This window comes from Pseudoalteromonas luteoviolacea NCIMB 1944 (assembly GCF_001625565.1).
Classification (GTDB): domain Bacteria; phylum Pseudomonadota; class Gammaproteobacteria; order Enterobacterales; family Alteromonadaceae; genus Pseudoalteromonas; species Pseudoalteromonas luteoviolacea_F.
The window spans coordinates 35,337-54,494 of sequence record NZ_AUXS01000030.1 but is presented as its reverse complement, the minus strand read 5'-3'; the positions used below and the strand labels follow the sequence as shown (position 1 = coordinate 54,494).

General features: G+C 44.0%; 14 protein-coding genes. 5 read left to right on the top strand and 9 right to left on the bottom strand.

Going from position 1 to position 19,158, the window contains the following annotated elements:
- The first annotated feature begins 16 nt into the window (after positions 1-16).
- Complete coding sequence (gene trkA, locus N483_RS11135) at positions 17-1,393, top strand: Trk system potassium transporter TrkA (RefSeq protein ID WP_039611126.1); 1,377 nt, start codon at positions 17-19, stop codon at positions 1,391-1,393.
- 55 nt (positions 1,394-1,448) lie between these two features.
- Here the strand turns inward: trkA and N483_RS11130 are convergent, their stop codons facing one another.
- The 5 genes from N483_RS11130 to N483_RS11110 all read right to left on the bottom strand — a co-directional run bounded on the left by N483_RS11130 (position 1,449) and on the right by N483_RS11110 (position 7,919).
- Positions 1,449-2,126, bottom strand: a complete 678-nt coding sequence (locus N483_RS11130) for a PilZ domain-containing protein (RefSeq protein WP_023400971.1) — start codon at positions 2,124-2,126, stop codon at positions 1,449-1,451.
- Positions 2,127-2,380: 254 nt separating this feature from the next.
- Positions 2,381-3,832 (bottom strand): TrkH family potassium uptake protein, encoded by a 1,452-nt coding sequence (locus N483_RS11125; protein WP_023400970.1) that lies wholly within the window; start codon positions 3,830-3,832, stop codon positions 2,381-2,383.
- 83 nt (positions 3,833-3,915) lie between these two features.
- Positions 3,916-4,530 (bottom strand): YigZ family protein, encoded by a 615-nt coding sequence (locus tag N483_RS11120; RefSeq protein WP_023400969.1) that lies wholly within the window; start codon positions 4,528-4,530, stop codon positions 3,916-3,918.
- Positions 4,531-4,621: 91 nt separating this feature from the next.
- Positions 4,622-5,944 (bottom strand): Xaa-Pro dipeptidase, encoded by a 1,323-nt coding sequence (gene pepQ, locus N483_RS11115; RefSeq protein ID WP_036976955.1) that lies wholly within the window; start codon positions 5,942-5,944, stop codon positions 4,622-4,624.
- A gap of 106 nt (positions 5,945-6,050) precedes the next feature.
- Positions 6,051-7,919, bottom strand: a complete 1,869-nt coding sequence (locus N483_RS11110; protein ID WP_036976948.1) for a transglycosylase SLT domain-containing protein — start codon at positions 7,917-7,919, stop codon at positions 6,051-6,053.
- 384 nt (positions 7,920-8,303) lie between these two features.
- Here N483_RS11110 and fadB point away from each other — a divergent pair, with 384 nt between their 5' ends.
- The 4 genes from fadB to N483_RS26980 all read left to right on the top strand — a co-directional run bounded on the left by fadB (position 8,304) and on the right by N483_RS26980 (position 12,910).
- The gene (gene fadB / locus N483_RS11105) at positions 8,304-10,466 is read left to right on the top strand and encodes a fatty acid oxidation complex subunit alpha FadB (RefSeq protein WP_023400966.1); all 2,163 of its coding nucleotides are present in this window, start codon (positions 8,304-8,306) and stop codon (positions 10,464-10,466) included.
- Between the two features lies 1 nt (position 10,467).
- Positions 10,468-11,634, top strand: coding sequence for an acetyl-CoA C-acyltransferase FadA (fadA, locus tag N483_RS11100; RefSeq protein ID WP_023400965.1), 1,167 nt, complete (start codon positions 10,468-10,470; stop codon positions 11,632-11,634).
- A 177-nt stretch (positions 11,635-11,811) separates the two neighbouring features.
- A complete protein-coding gene (gene tusA / locus N483_RS11095; RefSeq protein ID WP_023400964.1) occupies positions 11,812-12,051 on the top strand; it encodes a sulfurtransferase TusA in 240 nt (79 codons plus the stop codon).
- Positions 12,052-12,751: 700 nt separating this feature from the next.
- A complete protein-coding gene (locus N483_RS26980) occupies positions 12,752-12,910 on the top strand; it encodes a hypothetical protein (RefSeq protein ID WP_023400963.1) in 159 nt (52 codons plus the stop codon).
- Between the two features lie 142 nt (positions 12,911-13,052).
- On the opposite strand, the gene N483_RS11090 is transcribed toward N483_RS26980, so the two are convergent.
- The 4 genes from N483_RS11090 to gyrB form a co-directional block, all read right to left on the bottom strand.
- Positions 13,053-13,514: a hypothetical protein gene (locus tag N483_RS11090; protein WP_023400962.1), complete on the bottom strand. Its 462-nt coding sequence runs from the start codon at positions 13,512-13,514 to the stop codon at positions 13,053-13,055.
- 61 nt (positions 13,515-13,575) lie between these two features.
- Positions 13,576-15,645 (bottom strand): glycine--tRNA ligase subunit beta, encoded by a 2,070-nt coding sequence (gene glyS / locus N483_RS11085; protein ID WP_023400961.1) that lies wholly within the window; start codon positions 15,643-15,645, stop codon positions 13,576-13,578.
- Between the two features lie 2 nt (positions 15,646-15,647).
- Complete coding sequence (gene glyQ / locus N483_RS11080) at positions 15,648-16,547, bottom strand: glycine--tRNA ligase subunit alpha (RefSeq protein WP_023400960.1); 900 nt, start codon at positions 16,545-16,547, stop codon at positions 15,648-15,650.
- A 184-nt stretch (positions 16,548-16,731) separates the two neighbouring features.
- Entirely contained in the window at positions 16,732-19,149 is a 2,418-nt protein-coding gene (gyrB, locus tag N483_RS11075) for a DNA topoisomerase (ATP-hydrolyzing) subunit B (RefSeq protein ID WP_023400959.1), read from the bottom strand.
- Positions 19,150-19,158 lie beyond the last annotated feature (9 nt).

Genomic DNA, 19,158 nt, shown 5'->3' with positions numbered 1-19,158 from the left:
GTTGTAAGTTTGAGCTATGAAAATCATTATTTTAGGCGCTGGGCAAGTCGGCGGCACCCTCGCAGAAAACTTAGTCGGTGAACAAAACGAAATTACCGTTGTCGATATCGATGGTGAACGCCTTCGAGAGTTACAAGACAAGTATGATTTGCAAGGTGTCAATGGACACAGTGCCCACCCTGAAGTGCTCAGGCAGGCAGGTGCCGAAGATGCTGATATGATCATTGCCGTAACCAGTTCAGATGAAGTGAACATGGTTGCCTGCCAAGTCGCCTATAGTATTTTCAATACGCCCACAAAAATTGCTCGGATCCGTTCCGAGCAATACTTGGACTATCGCGAAAAATTGTTTCATAACGACGATTTACCTGTCGATCATTATATTGCTCCTGAGCAACTGGTGACCAAGTATATTCGCCGCCTAATTGATTATCCTGGTGCATTACAAGTACTGCAGTTTGCCGATGGCATGCTCTCTTTAGTCGCCGTGAAAGCCTATTACGGTGGTCTACTAGTTGGCTATGCACTCTCAGCTTTGAAAGAACATATTCCTAACGTAGACACTCGAGTGGCGGCAATTTACCGTCAGGGCAAAGCTATCAAGCCCCTAGGCACCACAGTTATTGAAGCAGATGATGAAGTGTTTTTTATCGCCGCAACAAAGCACATTCGCGCCGTAATGAATGAGCTGCAAAAACTTGAGCAGTCATACAAAAAAATTATGATTGCCGGCGGTGGTAATATCGGTGCAGGTTTGGCTCGATCACTAGAGAAAAACCATAGTGTTAAACTCATTGAACGCAATCACAGCCGTGCTTCTCAACTTTCTGAGATGCTAGACAATACCGTTGTTTTCTGTGGTGACGCCTCTGATCAAGAGCTACTTTCTGAGGAACATATTGAGCAAGTGGACGTCTTTATCGCTGTCACTAACGACGATGAAGCTAATATTATGGCTGCTATGCTCGCAAAGCGCATGGGAGCTCAAAAAACGATGGTGCTTATCCAGCGTAGTGCGTATGTTGACCTCGTCCAAGGGGGCGAAATAGACATTGCCATTTCGCCGCAGCAAGCCACTATTTCAGCACTACTGACACATGTGCGCCGCGGTGATATTGTCAACGTTTACTCTCTTCGTAAGGGCGCGGCGGAGGCCATCGAAGCTGTTGCACACGGCGACGAAAATACGTCCAAAGTCGTGGGACGGGCGATCCGAGATATTAAATTGCCCCATGGCACAACCATAGGTGCCATTGTTCGGGATTCTGAGGTACTGATCGCGCACGACCATACTGTTATTGAATCTGGCGACCATGTGATCATGTTCTTGATTGATAAAAAGCAAATTGGCGTTGTAGAAAAGCTCTTCCAAGTCAGTGCACTATTTGTTTAATTGGTGCTTTATGGTATTTCCGGTTTTACACCATAATGCCATCATCCACCATCTATTATTCGTGGCCCAGCGCAGAAATATCAATCAAATAGTCTTTTAATATTGCCTGTACTTTTTCATCCTGACTTTCTAGGTGTATACCCAATGAGACCGTGTCTTCATTGCTTTCTTTGACACGGCAAACTTTACCAGTCAACGTCGATTTTTGTGCACCTTTTCCTTCGATTAAAATCTCGCAGGTCAGCTCTTTTAAATCATCCGGCAAATGCGTTTTTTGTACATCAAACATCAAACCAGCCAATGAGATGTCTTTGATCACACCCACCTCACTTTTCCCCTCAACACTGAGTACCGCAGGGATCAAAGTCGGAATGCGAGTTTGTGCTCTCAGCTTATAAGTTTGAACCTCATTGGGATAAAAAAGATAGATGAGTCGAGCTGGATGAGTCGTCACCGCTTTAATGGTCTCTTTAAATGCGATAATTTGCCCCTCTCCTTCCTCAGGCAAAGCGCGAACAATCACTTCAGTGCCTTCTTTGACATAGTCCAAAGCAGCACCTAAGCGTTGATGGCTAGGTTGGTTAAGAATGATAAACTGGTTTTCAAGTGCACCTACAAACTCGGTTTTTATCCGTTTGCGATTTGCTGGCAATACAATCTCCATATCTACAATACTGCCCGCTCGCATCTGTAATACCTGCAAACGATTTTCTGCCAGCTCATTTATAGTCATGCCAAATACCTCTAACGCTTCCATTGTTTATTTTAGCAGTATGACGCCAATTTATGACGCCATCGCACAATTACTATGAATTATCGTCTCCACAGACAAAAACTTTAACTTTCTAGTGCGGTTTCACACTAGATAATGGGTTTGCACTGGCGCAGTCAGACTTTTGGGCGGGGCGTCATTTAAAAGAAGTTTAAACAAGATTATTTTACCAAGGCATTTCTCGCCTTGGTAAAATAAACAGGCAAGTGGTCAGTTTAGCCACGCCAGAATGTAGGAGTAAATAACACTAGGAGAGTAAATATTTCTAAACGACCAAACACCATGGCCAGAGTTAATATCCATTTAGCTGTATCTGTGATATCTCCATAGTGGGCCGCTACATCACCTAACCCGGGACCTAAGTTGTTTAGACACGCAGCAGTCGCGGAAAACGCAGTAATGTTATCAAGCCCAGTACCGAGGAGTGCTATCATAATGATCACAAATACCAAGGCATAAGCTGAGAAAAAACCCCATACAGCTTCAACAACCTTGTCTGGTAACGCTTTTCTCCCTAACTTTATCGAGTAAATCGCTCTGGGGTGTACCAAGCGGTTTAGCTCCCGGATCCCTTGTAGATAAAGTAAGAATACGCGCACGACTTTCATGCCCCCACCAGTTGACCCTGCACAGCCACCAATAAAACTCGAGAAAATCAATAAAATTGGTAAAAATAACGGCCAAGCGGAAAAGCTATCGGTTGCGAATCCCGCAGTAGTACTGATTGAAACCGCTTGGAATAAAGCATGATCTAACGTCTCATCACCATCGCTATACACCTGATTTGAGGATAATACCGCAAAACAAATTACCACCAGCGCCAGTTGAATAAACAGAAAGACTTTGAACTCAGGGTCGCGTAAATATGCTCGCACACTGCGACTTGCCACCGCCGCATAATGCAGCGAGAAATTAATCGCCGCAATGAGCAAGAACACCACACAGATAAAGTTAATCATCGGGCTATCAAAGTGACCAATCGACGCGTCATACGTAGAAAAACCACCGATGGCAATGGTCGCAAAAGCATGGCAAATAGCGTCAAACCACCCCATGCCCGCAACCTTATACGCCAGTGTACATGCCGCAGTTAACGCCACATAAATATACCAAAGGTGTTTTGCGGTGTCGGCAATACGCGGCGTCATTTTTGAGTCTTTGACTGGACCCGGTGTTTCAGCTCTATAGAGCTGCATGCCACCAACACCAAGCATAGGCAGCACAGCAACCGCGAGTACAATGATCCCCATACCGCCGAGCCATTGTAATTGCTGACGATAAAACAGCACCGATTTGGGTAAGTATTCAATCCCGGTCAAAACAGTTGCGCCTGTCGTTGTCAGCCCTGAAAAGGCTTCAAAAACGGCATCAGCAAAGGATAAGTTAGGTTCATCGAGGAAGATCAGTGGGACCGATGCAAACGAGCCCAGTACTAACCAAAATAAAACCACGATTAAAAAGCCCTCGCGGGCTTTGAGTTCTCCGCGTTCTTTGCGGTTTGGGTAATAGGCCATTAAGCCAATTAAAACGCTAAAGATAAAGGCCAAAACAAATGGTACACCTCCACCATCTTTGTAAATCAAAGAGACCAGTGCCGGTGGTACCATAGTCAAGCTAAACAGTGCGACTAATTGACCGAGTATTTTTATGATGGTACGAAATTGCATAACGCAGATCGCTTGTTGTTATGATTAGATCTGATTGTCTTATACACTTAGACGTTAGTAAACCTCATTACCCTACAAAGCAATTACTTTTGTATCTTCATGGCCACACTGCCATGGGTAAGATCGAAAATAGACTTTATTGCCGTTTTAGCTTCACGTGCGTCAATTTCAATTCTCCAACCAATGTTTGCTGTAAACTCATGCTGAATACTCAATATTTGATATTGGCTAGCCAAATGTTGTTCTATTACCCCTTGCAGTGCATAGTCGGAGTTGCCGACTAACAGCGCTGCGGGTACTTTCAAAGTTGTAGGCAATATACTTAGAGCATTATTGAGTGTGCCACCATAAGCGCGAACCAGCCCGCCTGTACCAAGTTTAATGCCACCGAAATAACGCGTTGTCACCGCCGTAATCTCACCGATGCCAGAACCCATTAAGACATTCAACATAGGCTTGCCAGCAGTCCCATTTGGCTCACCATCATCAGAGAAGCCCAATACATGACTCCCCCCAGGAGCACCTGCCACGTGCGCCCAACAATTGTGACGCGCATCGGGGTATGTCTCATTAATGCTGCGAATAAATGCCTTGGCGGCTTCAACAGTAGGCGTATGCGCGACATGTACCAAAAAAGTACTTTTTTTAATCTCTTCGTGATGAGAGATGGTTTCAGTGGGGATTTTATATTCAGACATAAATTATTTTCTAACAAAAAGGAGCCTCACGACTCCTCTTGATAAAACAGCTTGAGTGGCCATTCACTCGTAAAAAGATAAACTTTGATGATTAGTCTAAGTTCAACGCTCGTGTCATATTTTCTAAGCGGTCTTGGTGAACAATAATGTTATCTTCAATACGGATCCCGCCATACGGTTTGAATTCCTCAACCTTGTCCCAGTTTACATGCTGAGTATGCTCGCTCTTCGCTAAGTCACCAAGCAACGAGTCTATAAAGTATAAACCTGGCTCAATGGTAAACACTTGGCCCGCTTCAATACGTCTTGTACAACGCAGGAATGGGTGACCTTCAGGCGGCGCTTGATGTGTGCCTTGTTCATCTGCCATAAACCCTCCCATATCATGCACTTGTAATCCAATATGATGCCCAAGCCCATGCGGGAAGAAAGTTGAAGAAATACCCTTCTCTACGATTTGCTCAGCACTTAGATTAACCACTTTGAAGTCCGCTAGGATCTGTGCCATGCGCAGGTGGCAATCAATATGTAGGTCACCGTACAATTTACCTGGCTCAAGTGCATTACCCAGCGCTATCTGATGTTGATTGAGAGCATCGACCATTTCAGCAAACTGACCCTGCTTTGCAAAGTCATATGTTCGCGTAATATCTGATGCATAGCCGTTAAAGTTTGCGCCGGCATCGATAAGGAATGACAGGTGCTCGCTCGGCGCCTGACGTTCAAAATGCGTGTAGTGCAATATCGCACAATGTTTATTCAGAGCAACAATATTACCGTAAGGAGTATCATTCTCCATGTGTGATGTTGCATTCAGATAAGCTTGCTGAATAGAGAACTCAGAGCCTCCCGCATAAAACTCATCTCTTGCCGCCTTGTGGCCAAATACAGCGATTCGATTTGCTTCACGTAAACACGTCATTTCATATTGGGTTTTGTATGCACGATGATAGTGCAAATAGTTCATTATCGACTCTGGGTTCATTTGCCCAAAGCCCAATGCTTGTGCAACTTCTAAATACTCACCAATATAAGCAAACTTTTCTTTGTCGTAAGGGAGTAATTTTTCGACCTGCTCCGGGTGCACTAATAGCGTAATATCAAAATAGTCAGCCCAAAAGTCACTTGGTTCATCAGGCACTTTGTGCCAAAAATCCACAGGACGGTAGAAAATCAATTTGGGTTTATCTGTGCCATTAACCACCAGCCAGCAGTGCGGGTTATCGATGACCGGTAACCAGGCTTTAAATTGAGGGTTAACCTTAAATGGATAATACATGTCGTCCAAAAACTGACGTTTAGCTTGGCCTGAATGAATGACAAGACCATCTAAGCCCTCACGTTCAACGATGGTTTTTGTGCGCGCCTGAAGCGTGGTGATATGCTCTGCATACAAGTTTGCTAATGTGTCCACAGTGTACCCATATTTATTCAAATTATTTATAACTGAGTCTAACATAGCACCGTCGCAAAAACGATGCCATGCCAACCCTTTGAAGCGACTGCTTTAACAGCCATATTTAACGTTTGCCGCCTATATTCATATCCAAGATCCCTGCCAATACATTCCCTTCCCGTCCTAATTTAGTGTGATATACCTGACGATATGCCATGACATTTTTGACATAATCTCGAGTTTCTCGATAGGGGATCAGTTCGATCCATAGTTCTGCCGGCATCGCTTCACTGGGGATCCAGCGTTTTACGCGGTGATAACCCGCATTGTATGACGCTGTCGCCAATATCTCATTCCCTTTGGTTTTACGCTTCAAATACTCCAAGTAGTCCGTGCCAAGGCGAATATTCGTCGCAGGCTTCATCAGTTGTTTTTTAGACACTCGCGATTTCGCTACATATCTTGCTGTGCTCGGTAAAAGTTGCATCAAACCGTAAGCATCAGCCGAAGATCTAGCATCCGGAGCGAAGCTACTCTCGCGACGAGCAACGGCATAGCTCCATGCTAAATCGACACGGTTTCTTTCACTATAACGTTCAAACAAGTTATCAAATGCCATCGGAAAGCGCAGATCAACATAGTTCCATGCCTTGATCTGTGCCAAGGTATAAATAGTGCTATCGTACCAATCTAATTCAGCAGCCAGCATTGATGCTGCAAGCTTTTCTTCGGTACTGGATGTATTGGTTAGATAGTTCCATTCTCTGCGCGCTTGTGTAAAGCGTTCGAGCTCATACAAGGCTTTTGCTCGTTTAAAGCCAGGAGCTTGAGACACACTCGCCAGGGTTTGCTCATTGACATCCAGAGACTGAGTATTCATTGAAGGGGGTAAATCTAATCGTGCAGCGGCTAAAAAGCCGTAGTAATCTCGCTTTGTCGCCAATTCCTGCCACAGCGCGGTTGCCTTAGCATTATCACCGCGTTTGAAATAGCTATAGCCGAGCCAATAGGTCTGCCCATTGCTTAGATTGTCCATACCAGTAAAAAGCGCCGCTATGCCAGCCCAATCTTGCTCTTTTAACATGTTACTCATTAGCCACTGGCGTAACTTAACGTCTTGCTGCTCAGCGGGTACTTTATTTAGCCAGAATCGAGCTTCTTCATGGCCCTTTGATGCCAGCGCCAAGGCAAATCGATATGCGACACTGTCTTTTTGCGCCTGACTGAACTCAAACATCCCCTGTAGCTTATCCCACGCACGTAGTGCCAACTTAGGATCGCGCCAAATCAATCGGCGCACACCATATACCGCTATTTCACTTTCCTTTTGATTGCGATTTTTATAGCGATATAGCCCCGCTGATGCACTGGGATCTCTGCGTACAGCCACGTATAAGTCGGCGAGATATGCCTCTCGCCTTGGTAATAAGGTTTTGAGGTATTTTATCAATGACGTCTGCCCGCCCTGCGCCGCCTTGGTAATGCGCTCCCAAATTAACGCTTGGTCACGATACCCAGCTTTTTGCCACTGGGAGAAAAGCCTGTCACACGCTTTTGGTTGAGACTTTCCTACCACCCACAATGGCGCTACCTGATCTAAAATAGCTTTTTTAGGTGCCCCCAAATCCAATTGAAATTGCAAGTAAGTACATTTTAGTTCTGCGTTACTGGTGTCTTGATAATGCTCAATAAATAGTGCTTTTTTACCGCGGCGCTTTAAATAGTTCAGCCAGCTTTTACGAAGCGGCCAATCTAACGGCGTGTGATCATAAACAGATAAAAAGCGTGAAATCTCTTCTTGATACTTTAGTTTTGGATGACGTTTATAGAATGTCATCTCAACATAGGGTTTCAAAGGGTGATCGAGTTCGTCGAGCGTTTGTTTAAATTTCTTATAGTTTCCTGACCAAGCAACACGTTCTGCTTGAATAAAATCTTGATGGGGCTTTTGCGCGTACCCTTGGGCACTTAACAAAGTGAAAAAAGCGCACATACCCGTACTAAAAAACCGAGAGATCCGTAATTTCATGGCGACCTATGCTTTACATAAATGCGTTGTATATCTTGACCCAGCATATTTTTAATATCATGACTTAAATACAATACACTGAGTTCATTCCTTAACTTTACTGCTTAATAGCAGAGAGAAGCTGAGCGCTAGCTCTGCTCGAATCAAGTTATGCATGATTGAAGGTTTAAATAAACTGAATGCGCAAACCTTAAAACACCTTAGCCCAATCTATGCACTTAGCCACCTTAACATCCCAATTTATGCTTTACAGTAAATCTGCGGTAAATTTTTCATTGCAATTTTCAAATAAAGACGCCACACTGGATGAAATGACAACTCATCGTACCAGTGTCACGGAGAACAAGTATGTTAATCAAGAGCGAGTCCTTTGTCGTTGATTTTTGCAAAGGCAACATCGCTGAGTTTAAGTTTTGTCTACCCGGTTCGGTCAACAAACTATCTCAGCAAACCCTACAAGATTGTGCCAAAGCACTAGCTGAACTCAGCACACGTGATGATGTAAAAGGCCTAATTTTTACCAGTGATAAAGACCACTTTATTGTTGGTGCCGATATCTATGAATTTTTACCAACCTTCAATCGCCCTGAGCAAGAGCTCGTCACTTGGATCAAAGAAGCGACCGACGTTTTCGATGCAATTGAAGACTTACCATTTCCAACCTTGTCAGCTATAAACGGCTTAGCACTTGGCGGTGGTTGTGAGTGGGTACTTGCTACTGATTATCGTATCGCAACACCAAATGCTAAAATTGGCTTACCAGAAGTCAAGCTTGGGATCATGCCTGGTTTTGGTGGCACAGTGAGATTGCCGCGAATTATCGGTGCCGACAACGCCATGACTTGGATTTCGACAGGTCAAGAAAACCGCGCGCCAGATGCCTTCAAAGTGGGTGCGTTAGATGCAGTTGTTGACGCTGACAAGCTCCTCGATGCCGCCACTAAAACATTACAACAGGCCATTGATGGTAAGCTGAACTGGCAAGCAAAGCGCCAGCTTAAACTTGAACCACTGAAAATGAATCGCGTGGAACAAGGTATGAGCTTTGCAATGGCTGAAGGCATGGTCTTGGCTAAAACCAAAGGCCATTACCCTGCGCCCGTGATGGCGGTTAAAACCATCAAGGCAGCAGCGAACCATACCCGTGCTGAAGCTATGGCAATTGAAAACGCTAACTTTGCTAAACTTGCTAAAACCAAAGAAGCAGCTGCGCAAACAGGTATCTTCTTGGCCGATCAGTACATTAAAGGTGTTGCAAAAAAACAAGCAAAAGCCAGCCAGCTTGATATTCAACAAGCCGCGGTATTAGGCGCAGGAATTATGGGTGGCGGTATCGCTTACCAATCTGCGTACAAAGGTACACCGATTGTCATGAAAGACATTAATCAAGGTGCGCTTGACTTAGGCATGGGTGAAGCCGCTAGTTTATTGGGCAAAAAAGTAAAGCGCGGTCATATGAAAACAGAGAAGATGGTCGCCACGCTTGGAAAAATTAAGCCCACGTTAAACGAGCGTGATTTAGAAAACTCAGACATCATAGTTGAAGCTGTTGTCGAAAACCCACAAATTAAAAAAGCCGTACTGGCAGAGTTAGAGAAACAACTACCTAAAGGCACAGTACTGACTTCAAATACCTCGACTATCCGCATTGACGAGTTGGCCACAGCACTTGAAAACCCTGAGCACTTCTGTGGTATGCACTTCTTTAATCCAGTACCTAAAATGCCACTGGTTGAAATTATCCGTGGTGCAAAAACCACAGATGACACCGTTGCTGCTGTTGTGGACTATGCCCTTAAGCTTGGTAAATCACCAATTGTTGTTAATGACTGCCCAGGCTTTTTTGTAAATCGGGTCCTATTCCCTTACTTTGCTGGATTTAGCAAGTTAGTCGTCGAAGGGGCTGATTTCAGCCAAATCGATAAAGTCATGGAAAATGTGTTTGGTTGGCCAATGGGCCCAGCTTACCTGCTCGATGTTGTCGGTATAGATACTGCAAACCACTGTACAGGTGTCATGGCGGATGGCTTCCCGACACGTATGGCACGCCAAGATAAAGACCCTGTTGCCCTGCTGGCTAATGCAGAGCGCTTTGGACAAAAAAATCAAAAAGGCTTTTATCAATACGCACCAGACAGAAAGGGTCGCTTGAAGAAAAGCAAAGATCCTGAAGCCCTTGCACTATTAACCCAAATTTGTGATGACGCACAGCAATTTGACAAGCAAACGATCATCGAACGCTGCATGGTTCCGATGATTAATGAAGTACTCTTGTGTTTGCAAGAAGGCATTATCGCTTCGCCACAAGAGGCTGATATGGCATTAATTTATGGTATTGGTTTCCCTCCATTTAGAGGCGGTGTATTCCGCTACTTAGACCAAGTGGGATTAAGTGAGTTTGTTGCTATGGCAGACAAATATGCCAACTTAGGTGAAATCTATCAGGTGTCTGAGCAAACACGCGCATGGGCGGCAGAAGGCAAAGTGTTCTATCAAGTGGAGGGCCAGTAACATGGAACATGCAGTTATCGTAGATTGTATTCGTACCCCTATGGGTCGCTCCAAAGGTGGTGTATTTAAACATCGTCGTGCCGAAGATCTAAGTGCACACCTTATGAAAGGTTTACTCGATCGTAACCCGCAAGTTGCGCCAGATTCCATTGATGATATTTATTGGGGCTGTGTGCAACAAACACTAGAGCAAGGTTTTAATGTGGCTCGTAACGCTGCGCTACTTGCTGGTATTCCTCACTCTGTACCTGCTGTTACCGTAAACAGACTCTGTGGCTCTTCAATGCAAGCACTGCACGATGCTGCCCGCGCAATTATGACCGGTGCTGGTGATACCTACCTTATCGGTGGTGTCGAGCATATGGGCCATGTCCCTATGACGCATGGCGTAGACTTTCACCCAGGCCTCTCAACCTCGGTAGCCCAAGCTGCTGGCGTCATGGGTCTAACCGCTGAATATCTTGCAACGCTTCACGGCATTAATCGAGAGCAGCAAGATGCATTTGCGGTACGTTCACATCAACGTGCACATGCGGCAAGTGTTGAAGGTCGTTTTGCAAAAGAAATTTTACCGACCGAAGGACATGACGAAAACGGCGCTCCTGTATTAGTAGAACATGATGAAGTGATCCGCCCTGAAACTAGCCTTGAAGGTTTAAGCCAGCTACGCCCGGTATTCAATCCGGCCAGTGGTACAGTGACTGCGGGTACATCTTCTGCGTTGTCAGATGGCGCATCTGCAATGTTAGTCATGAGCGAAAGCAAAGCCAAATCGCTTGGTTTGACTATTCGGGCTCGAGTTAAATCAATGGCAGTTGCCGGTTGTGATCCTTCAATTATGGGTTATGGTCCAGTACCCGCCAGCCAAAAAGCTCTGAAGCAAGCAGGGATCCGTGTCGAAGACTTAGATGTAATTGAACTCAATGAAGCATTTGCAGCCCAATCGCTACCAGTCATGAAAGATCTTGGTCTACTCGACGTCGCAGACGAAAAAGTGAACTTAAATGGTGGGGCTATTGCACTGGGCCACCCGCTTGGCTGTTCAGGCTCGCGGATCAGCACATCACTCATTCATATCATGGAAGAGAAAGATGCCAAATATGGCTTAGCTACAATGTGTATAGGTTTAGGACAAGGTATTGCGACAGTATTTGAGCGCGTAAGCTAACACGCCTGTTGTCATAGCCAATTTCAACTTGGTGACCAAGGCAAAGTCATGAACAGTGGCTTTGCCTTTTATTATCTATCCTACGTCAAAGAATCCGCAACATTTTAAATTAACCCCTTTAAATCGGCGTATGTACCACGTTAGAATAGATGTTTTGATATTGGCCAGAGGCGCTTTATGAATTTTGATAATACAGATCATACCTTAGATGCCGTCGGGCTGCGCTGTCCTGAGCCAGTTATGATGATCAGAGGTATGGTTAGAAAGATGAATCATGGCGAAACATTATTGATATTGGCAGACGACCCATCAACTACTCGAGATATACCCAGCTTCTGCGAGTTTATGGATCATACCTTAGTCGCGAAAGAGATAGATTCATCACCTTATCGATACCTGTTAAAAAAGGGCAAGTAGCTTTGCATTAAAGCTGAACTCACTACATTCCCATCATAAAATGTATTTGCAGCCCTTTCTGTCACTTATCTTTTATACACCTTGATATTCTTGATGTTTTTATGTCAAATTAGACAAGTGAGGTGCTTTTTACTACAGATATCGAGTGTGCTTTCCCCCTTTTTATTAGGGAGAAAGTTGAAGTAGTTAGTTTGCTAGTTTAGGTCTACCACCAGCAATCATCCATCAAATATACAACCAAAGTTATATCCTGCTTCGATTTGTCACCTAGTTTGAATTCCTGCACTTTTCCTAGACTCATAAACGCTACTCTCACGCAATAAATACCATGGTCTCGAGGTTTTGTAATTCATAGACGGGATGAATAAAAAGCCATTCAGTCACTAATCTATTTATCTGCAGTATTTAAAAGCAGGCGGCTTAGCTGACTTAACAGCTTAATCACCAGCATTACCATGACATTATCAAAGTAGTTATCTACCACTTCTCATAAGTTAAACAATAGGCACTCACGTGCTCCACAGCCGAGCTAATCGAACACACTGTTACTACCTTTTGCTTCATCCAGTCTCGAGTGCCAACAACTGCGAATAAACACAAATGAAACAAAATAGTAATAAAAAACACACAATGAATTATTTCATGGAGTAATAAGGTAGTTTACAAAATAGGTAAACAACAAAGTAAAAGGAAATATAGTATGAAATTAAAACTCAAAACAAAAAAAATTAAAAACCTAGATCTACAAGCAATTAAACCTGCACAAACAAATGCCATCGCCGGCGGTAAAGACCATGTCGTATTGGGTGAGTCTGTGCACAATTGTGCATCTCGTGATTATCCTTGTAAGCCTGAATAACAGTTACCAATTTTGCGGCAAGTGAATACTTGCCGTTTTAACTCAGAAGCCCTTTATGCCCCGTTGATTCGAGCCAAATGCACGGTGCTAGCTAAGCGTTGCAGCTATTCACTTTACAAGTATGAGCGATCATAGATTGATGTTAGTCTCTCTGGATTAATACCATTGGCTTTTTAGGCTCTCGATAATCAAACGTGATACGAAACCAACCTTTTTTATCTGGGATAAAACTAAAGTAATTGTAGATGGTGTGACAATCAGCAGCCTGTGGTTGACCAAGCTTTAAAACACTTTGGAATCGATAACCACAATTGTAGCCTTGGCTCCATGACCCATCGGCAATTTTAAATTCATACACCTTGCCTAGACTCATAAATCGTGCACGTACTGAATAAGTACCATCGCCTTGAGGCTGAAGCTGGTAAATCTCTTCAGCATCCCAAAGACTAAAATCACCACGTAAATACATTGGTCGGTCTATCATTTTTGCAACGGGCGTTGAAACTTGTGTGCTTGACTGCCCACTTATTTGTGGCGAAGTACACCCAACTAAACCCAGTACACCTAAGATTGATAAAGCTATCGTTTTTTGCAATTTTCTCACCTATCATCCTAAATAAAAAAAGCCAGCATGCTTGCTGGCTTAATATGTTTAGTCAATACACTTAGTTTTGTAATACTGAAATATCTGCAGTATTTAAAAACAGTCGGCTTAGCTGACTTAACAATGCAAGGCGGTTGTTCTTAGTAGCTTCATCATCTGCCATTACCATGACATTATCAAAGAAGTTATCTACCGCTTCGCGCAAACTCGCCAAACGTGTTAATGCATGCTGGTAATCACCTTGCGCATAGACTGGTGCAAGTTCTTCAGTCAACGCAGCAACCTGCTCTGCAAGTTGCTTTTCAGCTTCTTCAACCAATAACTCTGTTGATACCGCAGCATCACTCGTGACGTTATTTTTCGCCAATATATTGTTTACACGCTTATTGGCAGCGGCAAGTGCTTCTGCTTCATCGAGTGTACGGAAGTGGCTAACTGCTTTGACACGACGATCAAAGTCAACTGGCTGAGCTGGACGACGAGCCAACACAGCTTGGATAACATCAACACCGATCCCTTCGTCTTGATACCAAGCGCGGAATCGTCCCAGCATGAATTCAAACACATCTTCAGCGACCTGATCATTCGTCAGCTTATCGCCAAACAGTGTTTGTGCTTTTGCCACGATATCTAAGATATCAAGTTGTAGCTCTTTCTCTACCATAATACGCAATGCGCCAATGGCAGCACGGCGAAGTGCAAATGGGTCTTTATCACCCTTTGGAATTTGACCAATCCCAAAAATTCCCACAAGAGTATCGAACTTATCAGCTAGTGCAACTGCAAAGCTGATTGGGTTTGAAGGTAACGCATCACCAGCAAAACGCGGCATGTATTGTTCATTTTGCGCGACTGCAACTTCTTCAGCCTCGCCATCGATGCGCGCATAGTGCATACCCATTACGCCCTGCACATCAGTGAACTCCATGACCATCTCAGTCATCAAGTCTGTTTTACTCAGCAAGCCAGCTCTTTGTGCCAAAGATTCATCTGCACCCAATTGCTTTGCAATGTAACCCGCTAATGCTGCGATACGCTCAGATTTATCTTTTAAAGTGCCCAATTGCTTTTGGAATAATACGCTACCTAAAGACTCTAAGCGACTTTCTAAAGTTTTCTTCTTATCCGTTTCAAAGAAGAACTGCGCATCCGCTAAACGTGGACGAACCACTTTTTCGTTGCCCGAGATCACGACACTTGGATCTTTGCTCTCGATGTTTGATACAAATAAGAACTTGTTGATTAGTTCTCCCTTGTCGTTCAACAGCGGAAAGTATTTTTGATCGTCTTTCATCGTATAAATAAGCGCTTCATCAGGCACCGATAGAAAAGCTTCATCGAATGACGCTGTCAGTGTCACTGGCCATTCAACCAATGATGTAACCTCTTCAAGCAGCTCTTCATCCATCGCAACTATGGCGCCAAGCTTTGCAGCTTCGGTTTCAATTTGAGTGCGGATCTGCGCTTTACGCACCTCGTAATCAGCGACAACATATGCTTGCTTTAACGTGTCAAATATCTCATCTGCATGGGCAAGTGTAATACGCTCAGGATGATGAAAACGGTGTCCTTGCAACTCATTGCTGATCTGTTTACCAAGCACTTCACCTTTGATGATTTCATTACCAAGTAACGCAGCAACAGTGTGAACAGGTCGAATAAACTGTGTTTTGTTTGCTCCCCAGCGCATTGGTTTCGGGATAGGTAACTTAGCAAGTGCTTTGCCAATCACATCACTCAGTAACTCAGATGCTTGCTGACCTTTTACGGTTGCCTTGTGAAGCAGCCACGCACCCTTTTCTGTTTCAAGCTTGTCGGCTTCGCTCACTTCAATACCACAGCCACGTGCCCAGCCTTGTGCAGCTTTAGTTGGGTTGCCATCGGCGTCGAATGCCGCTTTAATTGCTGGACCACGCTTCTCTACAGTTTTATCTTTTTGCTGTGTCTCAAGTTGTTTTACTTGGATACCTAAACGACGAGGTGATGCATACCAACTCACGCCTTGGTGAGCCAGCTCTAGTGCATCTATCTCTGCTGCTGCGTTTTCAGCAAATGCTTCTGCTAGTTTGCGTAATGCTTTTGGTGGTAACTCTTCAGTACCAATTTCTACTAGTAAATTTTCAGTTGTCATGATCAGTCCTTACAAAGCGGGAAACCAAGTGCTTCACGAGCTTCAAAATATGATTGCGCGCAGGCTTTAGATAATGCTCGTACACGCAAAATATATCGTTGACGCTCTGTCACAGAAATTGCGTGACGGGCATCTAGTAAGTTGAATGCGTGAGAAGCTTTCATTACTTGCTCATAAGCAGGTAATGGCAAGCCCGCCTCTATCAATTTTTGGCTTTCTTTTTCACACTGATCAAACTGGTTGAATAACGCGTCTACATCCGCATATTCAAAGTTATAAGTTGATTGCTCAATTTCGTTTTGCATGAACACGTCACCATAAGTAACGCGACCCATAGGACCATCTGTCCAAACAAGGTCATAGATGCTGTCGACACCTTGTATATACATGGCCAAACGCTCTAAGCCATAGGTGATTTCACCTGTCACTGGCGAGCATTCGATGCCACCAACTTGTTGGAAGTAAGTGAACTGTGTCACTTCCATACCATTTAACCACACTTCCCAACCTAGACCCCAAGCACCTAGTGTTGGCGATTCCCAGTTGTCTTCAACGAAGCGCACTTCGTGGGTCAAAGTATCAATACCCAATGCCTCTAATGAGCCAAGGTAAAGCTCTTGGATGTTGTCCGGTGATGGCTTCAGTACAACTTGGAATTGATAATAGTGTTGAAGGCGATTCGGGTTTTCACCATATCGACCGTCGGTTGGGCGACGACATGGTTGAACATACGCGCTCGACATTGGTTCTGGGCCAATTGATTTCAGGAAAGTCATCGGGTGGAATGTGCCCGCACCAACTTCCATATCCAGTGGTTGTGCAATTACACAGCCTTGCTGTGCCCAATAGTCCTGTAAAGCCAGGATCAACCCTTGAAAGGTTTTGATGTCATATTTTTGCATAGTTGGCTTTTATATTTATTTGGTACATGGGACTCAAATCAGTGCTATGAGATAAGGCACTAGAATGAGTTTTAATGATTGAAAATTATGCTCAGTATACCGTGTGCAGTGCACAGAATTAAGCGTTAAAACGAAAAAAAGGAGGGTTTCCCCTCCTTTTTTGAACATCGGCTTAGATTCAGTTTTAAACGTCTAGGTTTACTACTCTCAGTGCATTCTGCTCAATAAAGTCACGACGCGGTTCAACTTGATCACCCATTAAGGTTGCGAACAGTTGGTCCGCAGCAATCGCATCTTCGATGGTTACGCGAAGCATACGACGTGCATCTGGGTCCATGGTTGTCTCCCACAACTGATCTGGGTTCATCTCACCCAACCCTTTATAACGTTGTGTATACAAGCCGCGTTTTGACTCATTGATCAACCAGTCCAGTCCCTCTACAAAACTGCTGATTGGCTGTGTCTTCTCACCGCGTTGAATATAACCACCCTCTTCAACAATATGCGCAATTTGCTTACCAGTGTTGGCAATGCGAGCGTAATCTTTAGAGGTGATGAAGTCATAACTTAGGGTATGCGCTTTATCTACACCATGCTGGCGAATATTTACAACCGGATAATACATGTGGCGCTCATCATCATAGCTTACAGATGCAGAGAATATAGTAGCATCATCGTCATGCTTGATAAGGTCAGCAACCAGTGCTTCACTCCATGCTGTTACTTTTGATTCGTCACTTAACTCAGCTTCTGCCAATTCAGGTTGATAGACTAAACGGTTCATAATTGCAGCCGGATATTTACGCTGTAGTCTGCCTATTACATCAACAGTCTTTTGATAGTCGTGTACTAGGTTTTCTAAACGATTACCTTCAATTGCAGCAGCGCCTTCATTTGAATATAGCGCAGCGCCATCTAGTGCTAACGTTGTTAAGTACTCTGTCAAAGCATGATCGTCTTTAATATAACGCTCTTGTTTGCCTTTTTTAACTTTATAAAGCGGTGGCTGTGCAATGTATACATAACCGCGCTCAATGATTTCAGGCATTTGACGATAGAAGAAAGTCAGCAATAGTGTACGGATGTGTGACCCATCGACATCCGCATCGGTCATGATAATAATACTGTGATAGCGTAGCTTTTCTGGGTCATATTCATCACGACCAATGCCACAACCTAGAGCTGTGATAAGCGTCGCAACCTCTTGTGAAGAGAGCATTTTATCAAAGCGAGCTTTTTCAACGTTAAGGATCTTACCTTTCAGTGGCAGGATAGCTTGGTTTTTACGGTTTCGACCTTGCTTAGCAGAACCACCTGCCGAGTCACCCTCCACTATATATAGTTCAGATAACGCAGGATCTTTTTCTTGGCAGTCCGCCAACTTACCTGGTAAACCAGCCAAATCCATCACCCCTTTACGGCGTGTCATTTCTCTGGCTTTACGCGCTGCTTCTCGGGCTCTCGCCGCATCAACAATCTTATTAACAACCGTTTTTGCGTCCTGTGGATTTTCAAGTAAGAATTCATTAAGCTTTTCAGCCATAGCTTGCTCAACAGCGCCTTTGACTTCACTTGAAACCAACTTATCTTTAGTCTGAGAAGAGAACTTAGGATCAGGTACTTTAACACTTACAACCGCTGTCAGGCCTTCACGAGCATCATCACCTGTTGCGCTGGTTTTATTCTTCTTGTTGAAGCCTTCTTTTTCCATATAGGTGTTTAACGTTCTCGTTAACGCTGCACGGAAACCAGCTAAGTGTGTACCACCATCCCTTTGTGGAATATTGTTGGTAAAGCAGTAGATATTTTCTTGGAAACCATCATTCCATTGCATTGAAACTTCAACACTAATGCCATCTTCACGCTCAGTTGTGAAGTGAAAAACACTCTGATGTACTGGCGTTTTTTTGCGGTTAAGATATTCAACAAAAGCTTGGATACCACCTTCATATTTAAAGTGGTCCTGTTTATTTTCTTCACGCTCGTCCGTCAGAATGATACTGACACCAGAGTTTAAGAATGATAACTCGCGAAGACGTTTTGCAAGAATGTCATAATGGAAGTTAATATCTGAGAATGTTTCCGGGCTTGGCCAAAATCTCAGTTCAGTTCCTGTCGACTCAGCTTCACCAATCACAGCCAAAGGAGCATCTGGTACACCCATTGTGTACTTTTGTTGATGCACTTGGCCATCACGGCGGATAGTTAATTGTAGTTTTTCAGAAAGTGCATTAACAACAGAAACACCTACCCCGTGCAAACCACCAGATACTTTATATGAGTTATCATCAAACTTACCACCAGCATGTAGTACAGTCATGATAACTTCAGCAGCTGATACGCCTTCTTCAGGGTGAATTGAAGTTGGTATTCCGCGACCATTGTCTCGTACAGAAACAGAGCCATCAGTATGAATAGTAACGAAGATGTCGTCACAATACCCAGCTAAAGCTTCATCGATTGAGTTATCAACAACTTCGAAGACCATGTGATGTAATCCAGTTCCATCATCAGTGTCGCCGATATACATTCCTGGACGCTTTCTTACAGCGTCCAATCCCTTCAGTACTTTAATACTGGATGAATCATAATTATCAGACATGGTTAATTC

Coding starts and splice junctions, on each gene's coding strand:
- N483_RS26980 (WP_023400963.1), top strand. CDS start 12,752: ATGAAATTAAAACTCAAAACAAAAAAAATTAAAAACCTAGATCTACAA.
- tusA (WP_023400964.1), top strand. CDS start 11,812: ATGAATTTTGATAATACAGATCATACCTTAGATGCCGTCGGGCTGCGC.
- fadB (WP_023400966.1), top strand. CDS start 8,304: ATGTTAATCAAGAGCGAGTCCTTTGTCGTTGATTTTTGCAAAGGCAAC.
- fadA (WP_023400965.1), top strand. CDS start 10,468: ATGGAACATGCAGTTATCGTAGATTGTATTCGTACCCCTATGGGTCGC.
- glyQ (WP_023400960.1), bottom strand. CDS start 16,547: ATGCAAAAATATGACATCAAAACCTTTCAAGGGTTGATCCTGGCTTTA.
- gyrB (WP_023400959.1), bottom strand. CDS start 19,149: ATGTCTGATAATTATGATTCATCCAGTATTAAAGTACTGAAGGGATTG.
- glyS (WP_023400961.1), bottom strand. CDS start 15,645: ATGACAACTGAAAATTTACTAGTAGAAATTGGTACTGAAGAGTTACCA.
- N483_RS11110 (WP_036976948.1), bottom strand. CDS start 7,919: ATGTGCGCTTTTTTCACTTTGTTAAGTGCCCAAGGGTACGCGCAAAAG.
- N483_RS11120 (WP_023400969.1), bottom strand. CDS start 4,530: ATGTCTGAATATAAAATCCCCACTGAAACCATCTCTCATCACGAAGAG.
- N483_RS11125 (WP_023400970.1), bottom strand. CDS start 3,832: ATGCAATTTCGTACCATCATAAAAATACTCGGTCAATTAGTCGCACTG.
- trkA (WP_039611126.1), top strand. CDS start 17: ATGAAAATCATTATTTTAGGCGCTGGGCAAGTCGGCGGCACCCTCGCA.
- N483_RS11130 (WP_023400971.1), bottom strand. CDS start 2,126: ATGACTATAAATGAGCTGGCAGAAAATCGTTTGCAGGTATTACAGATG.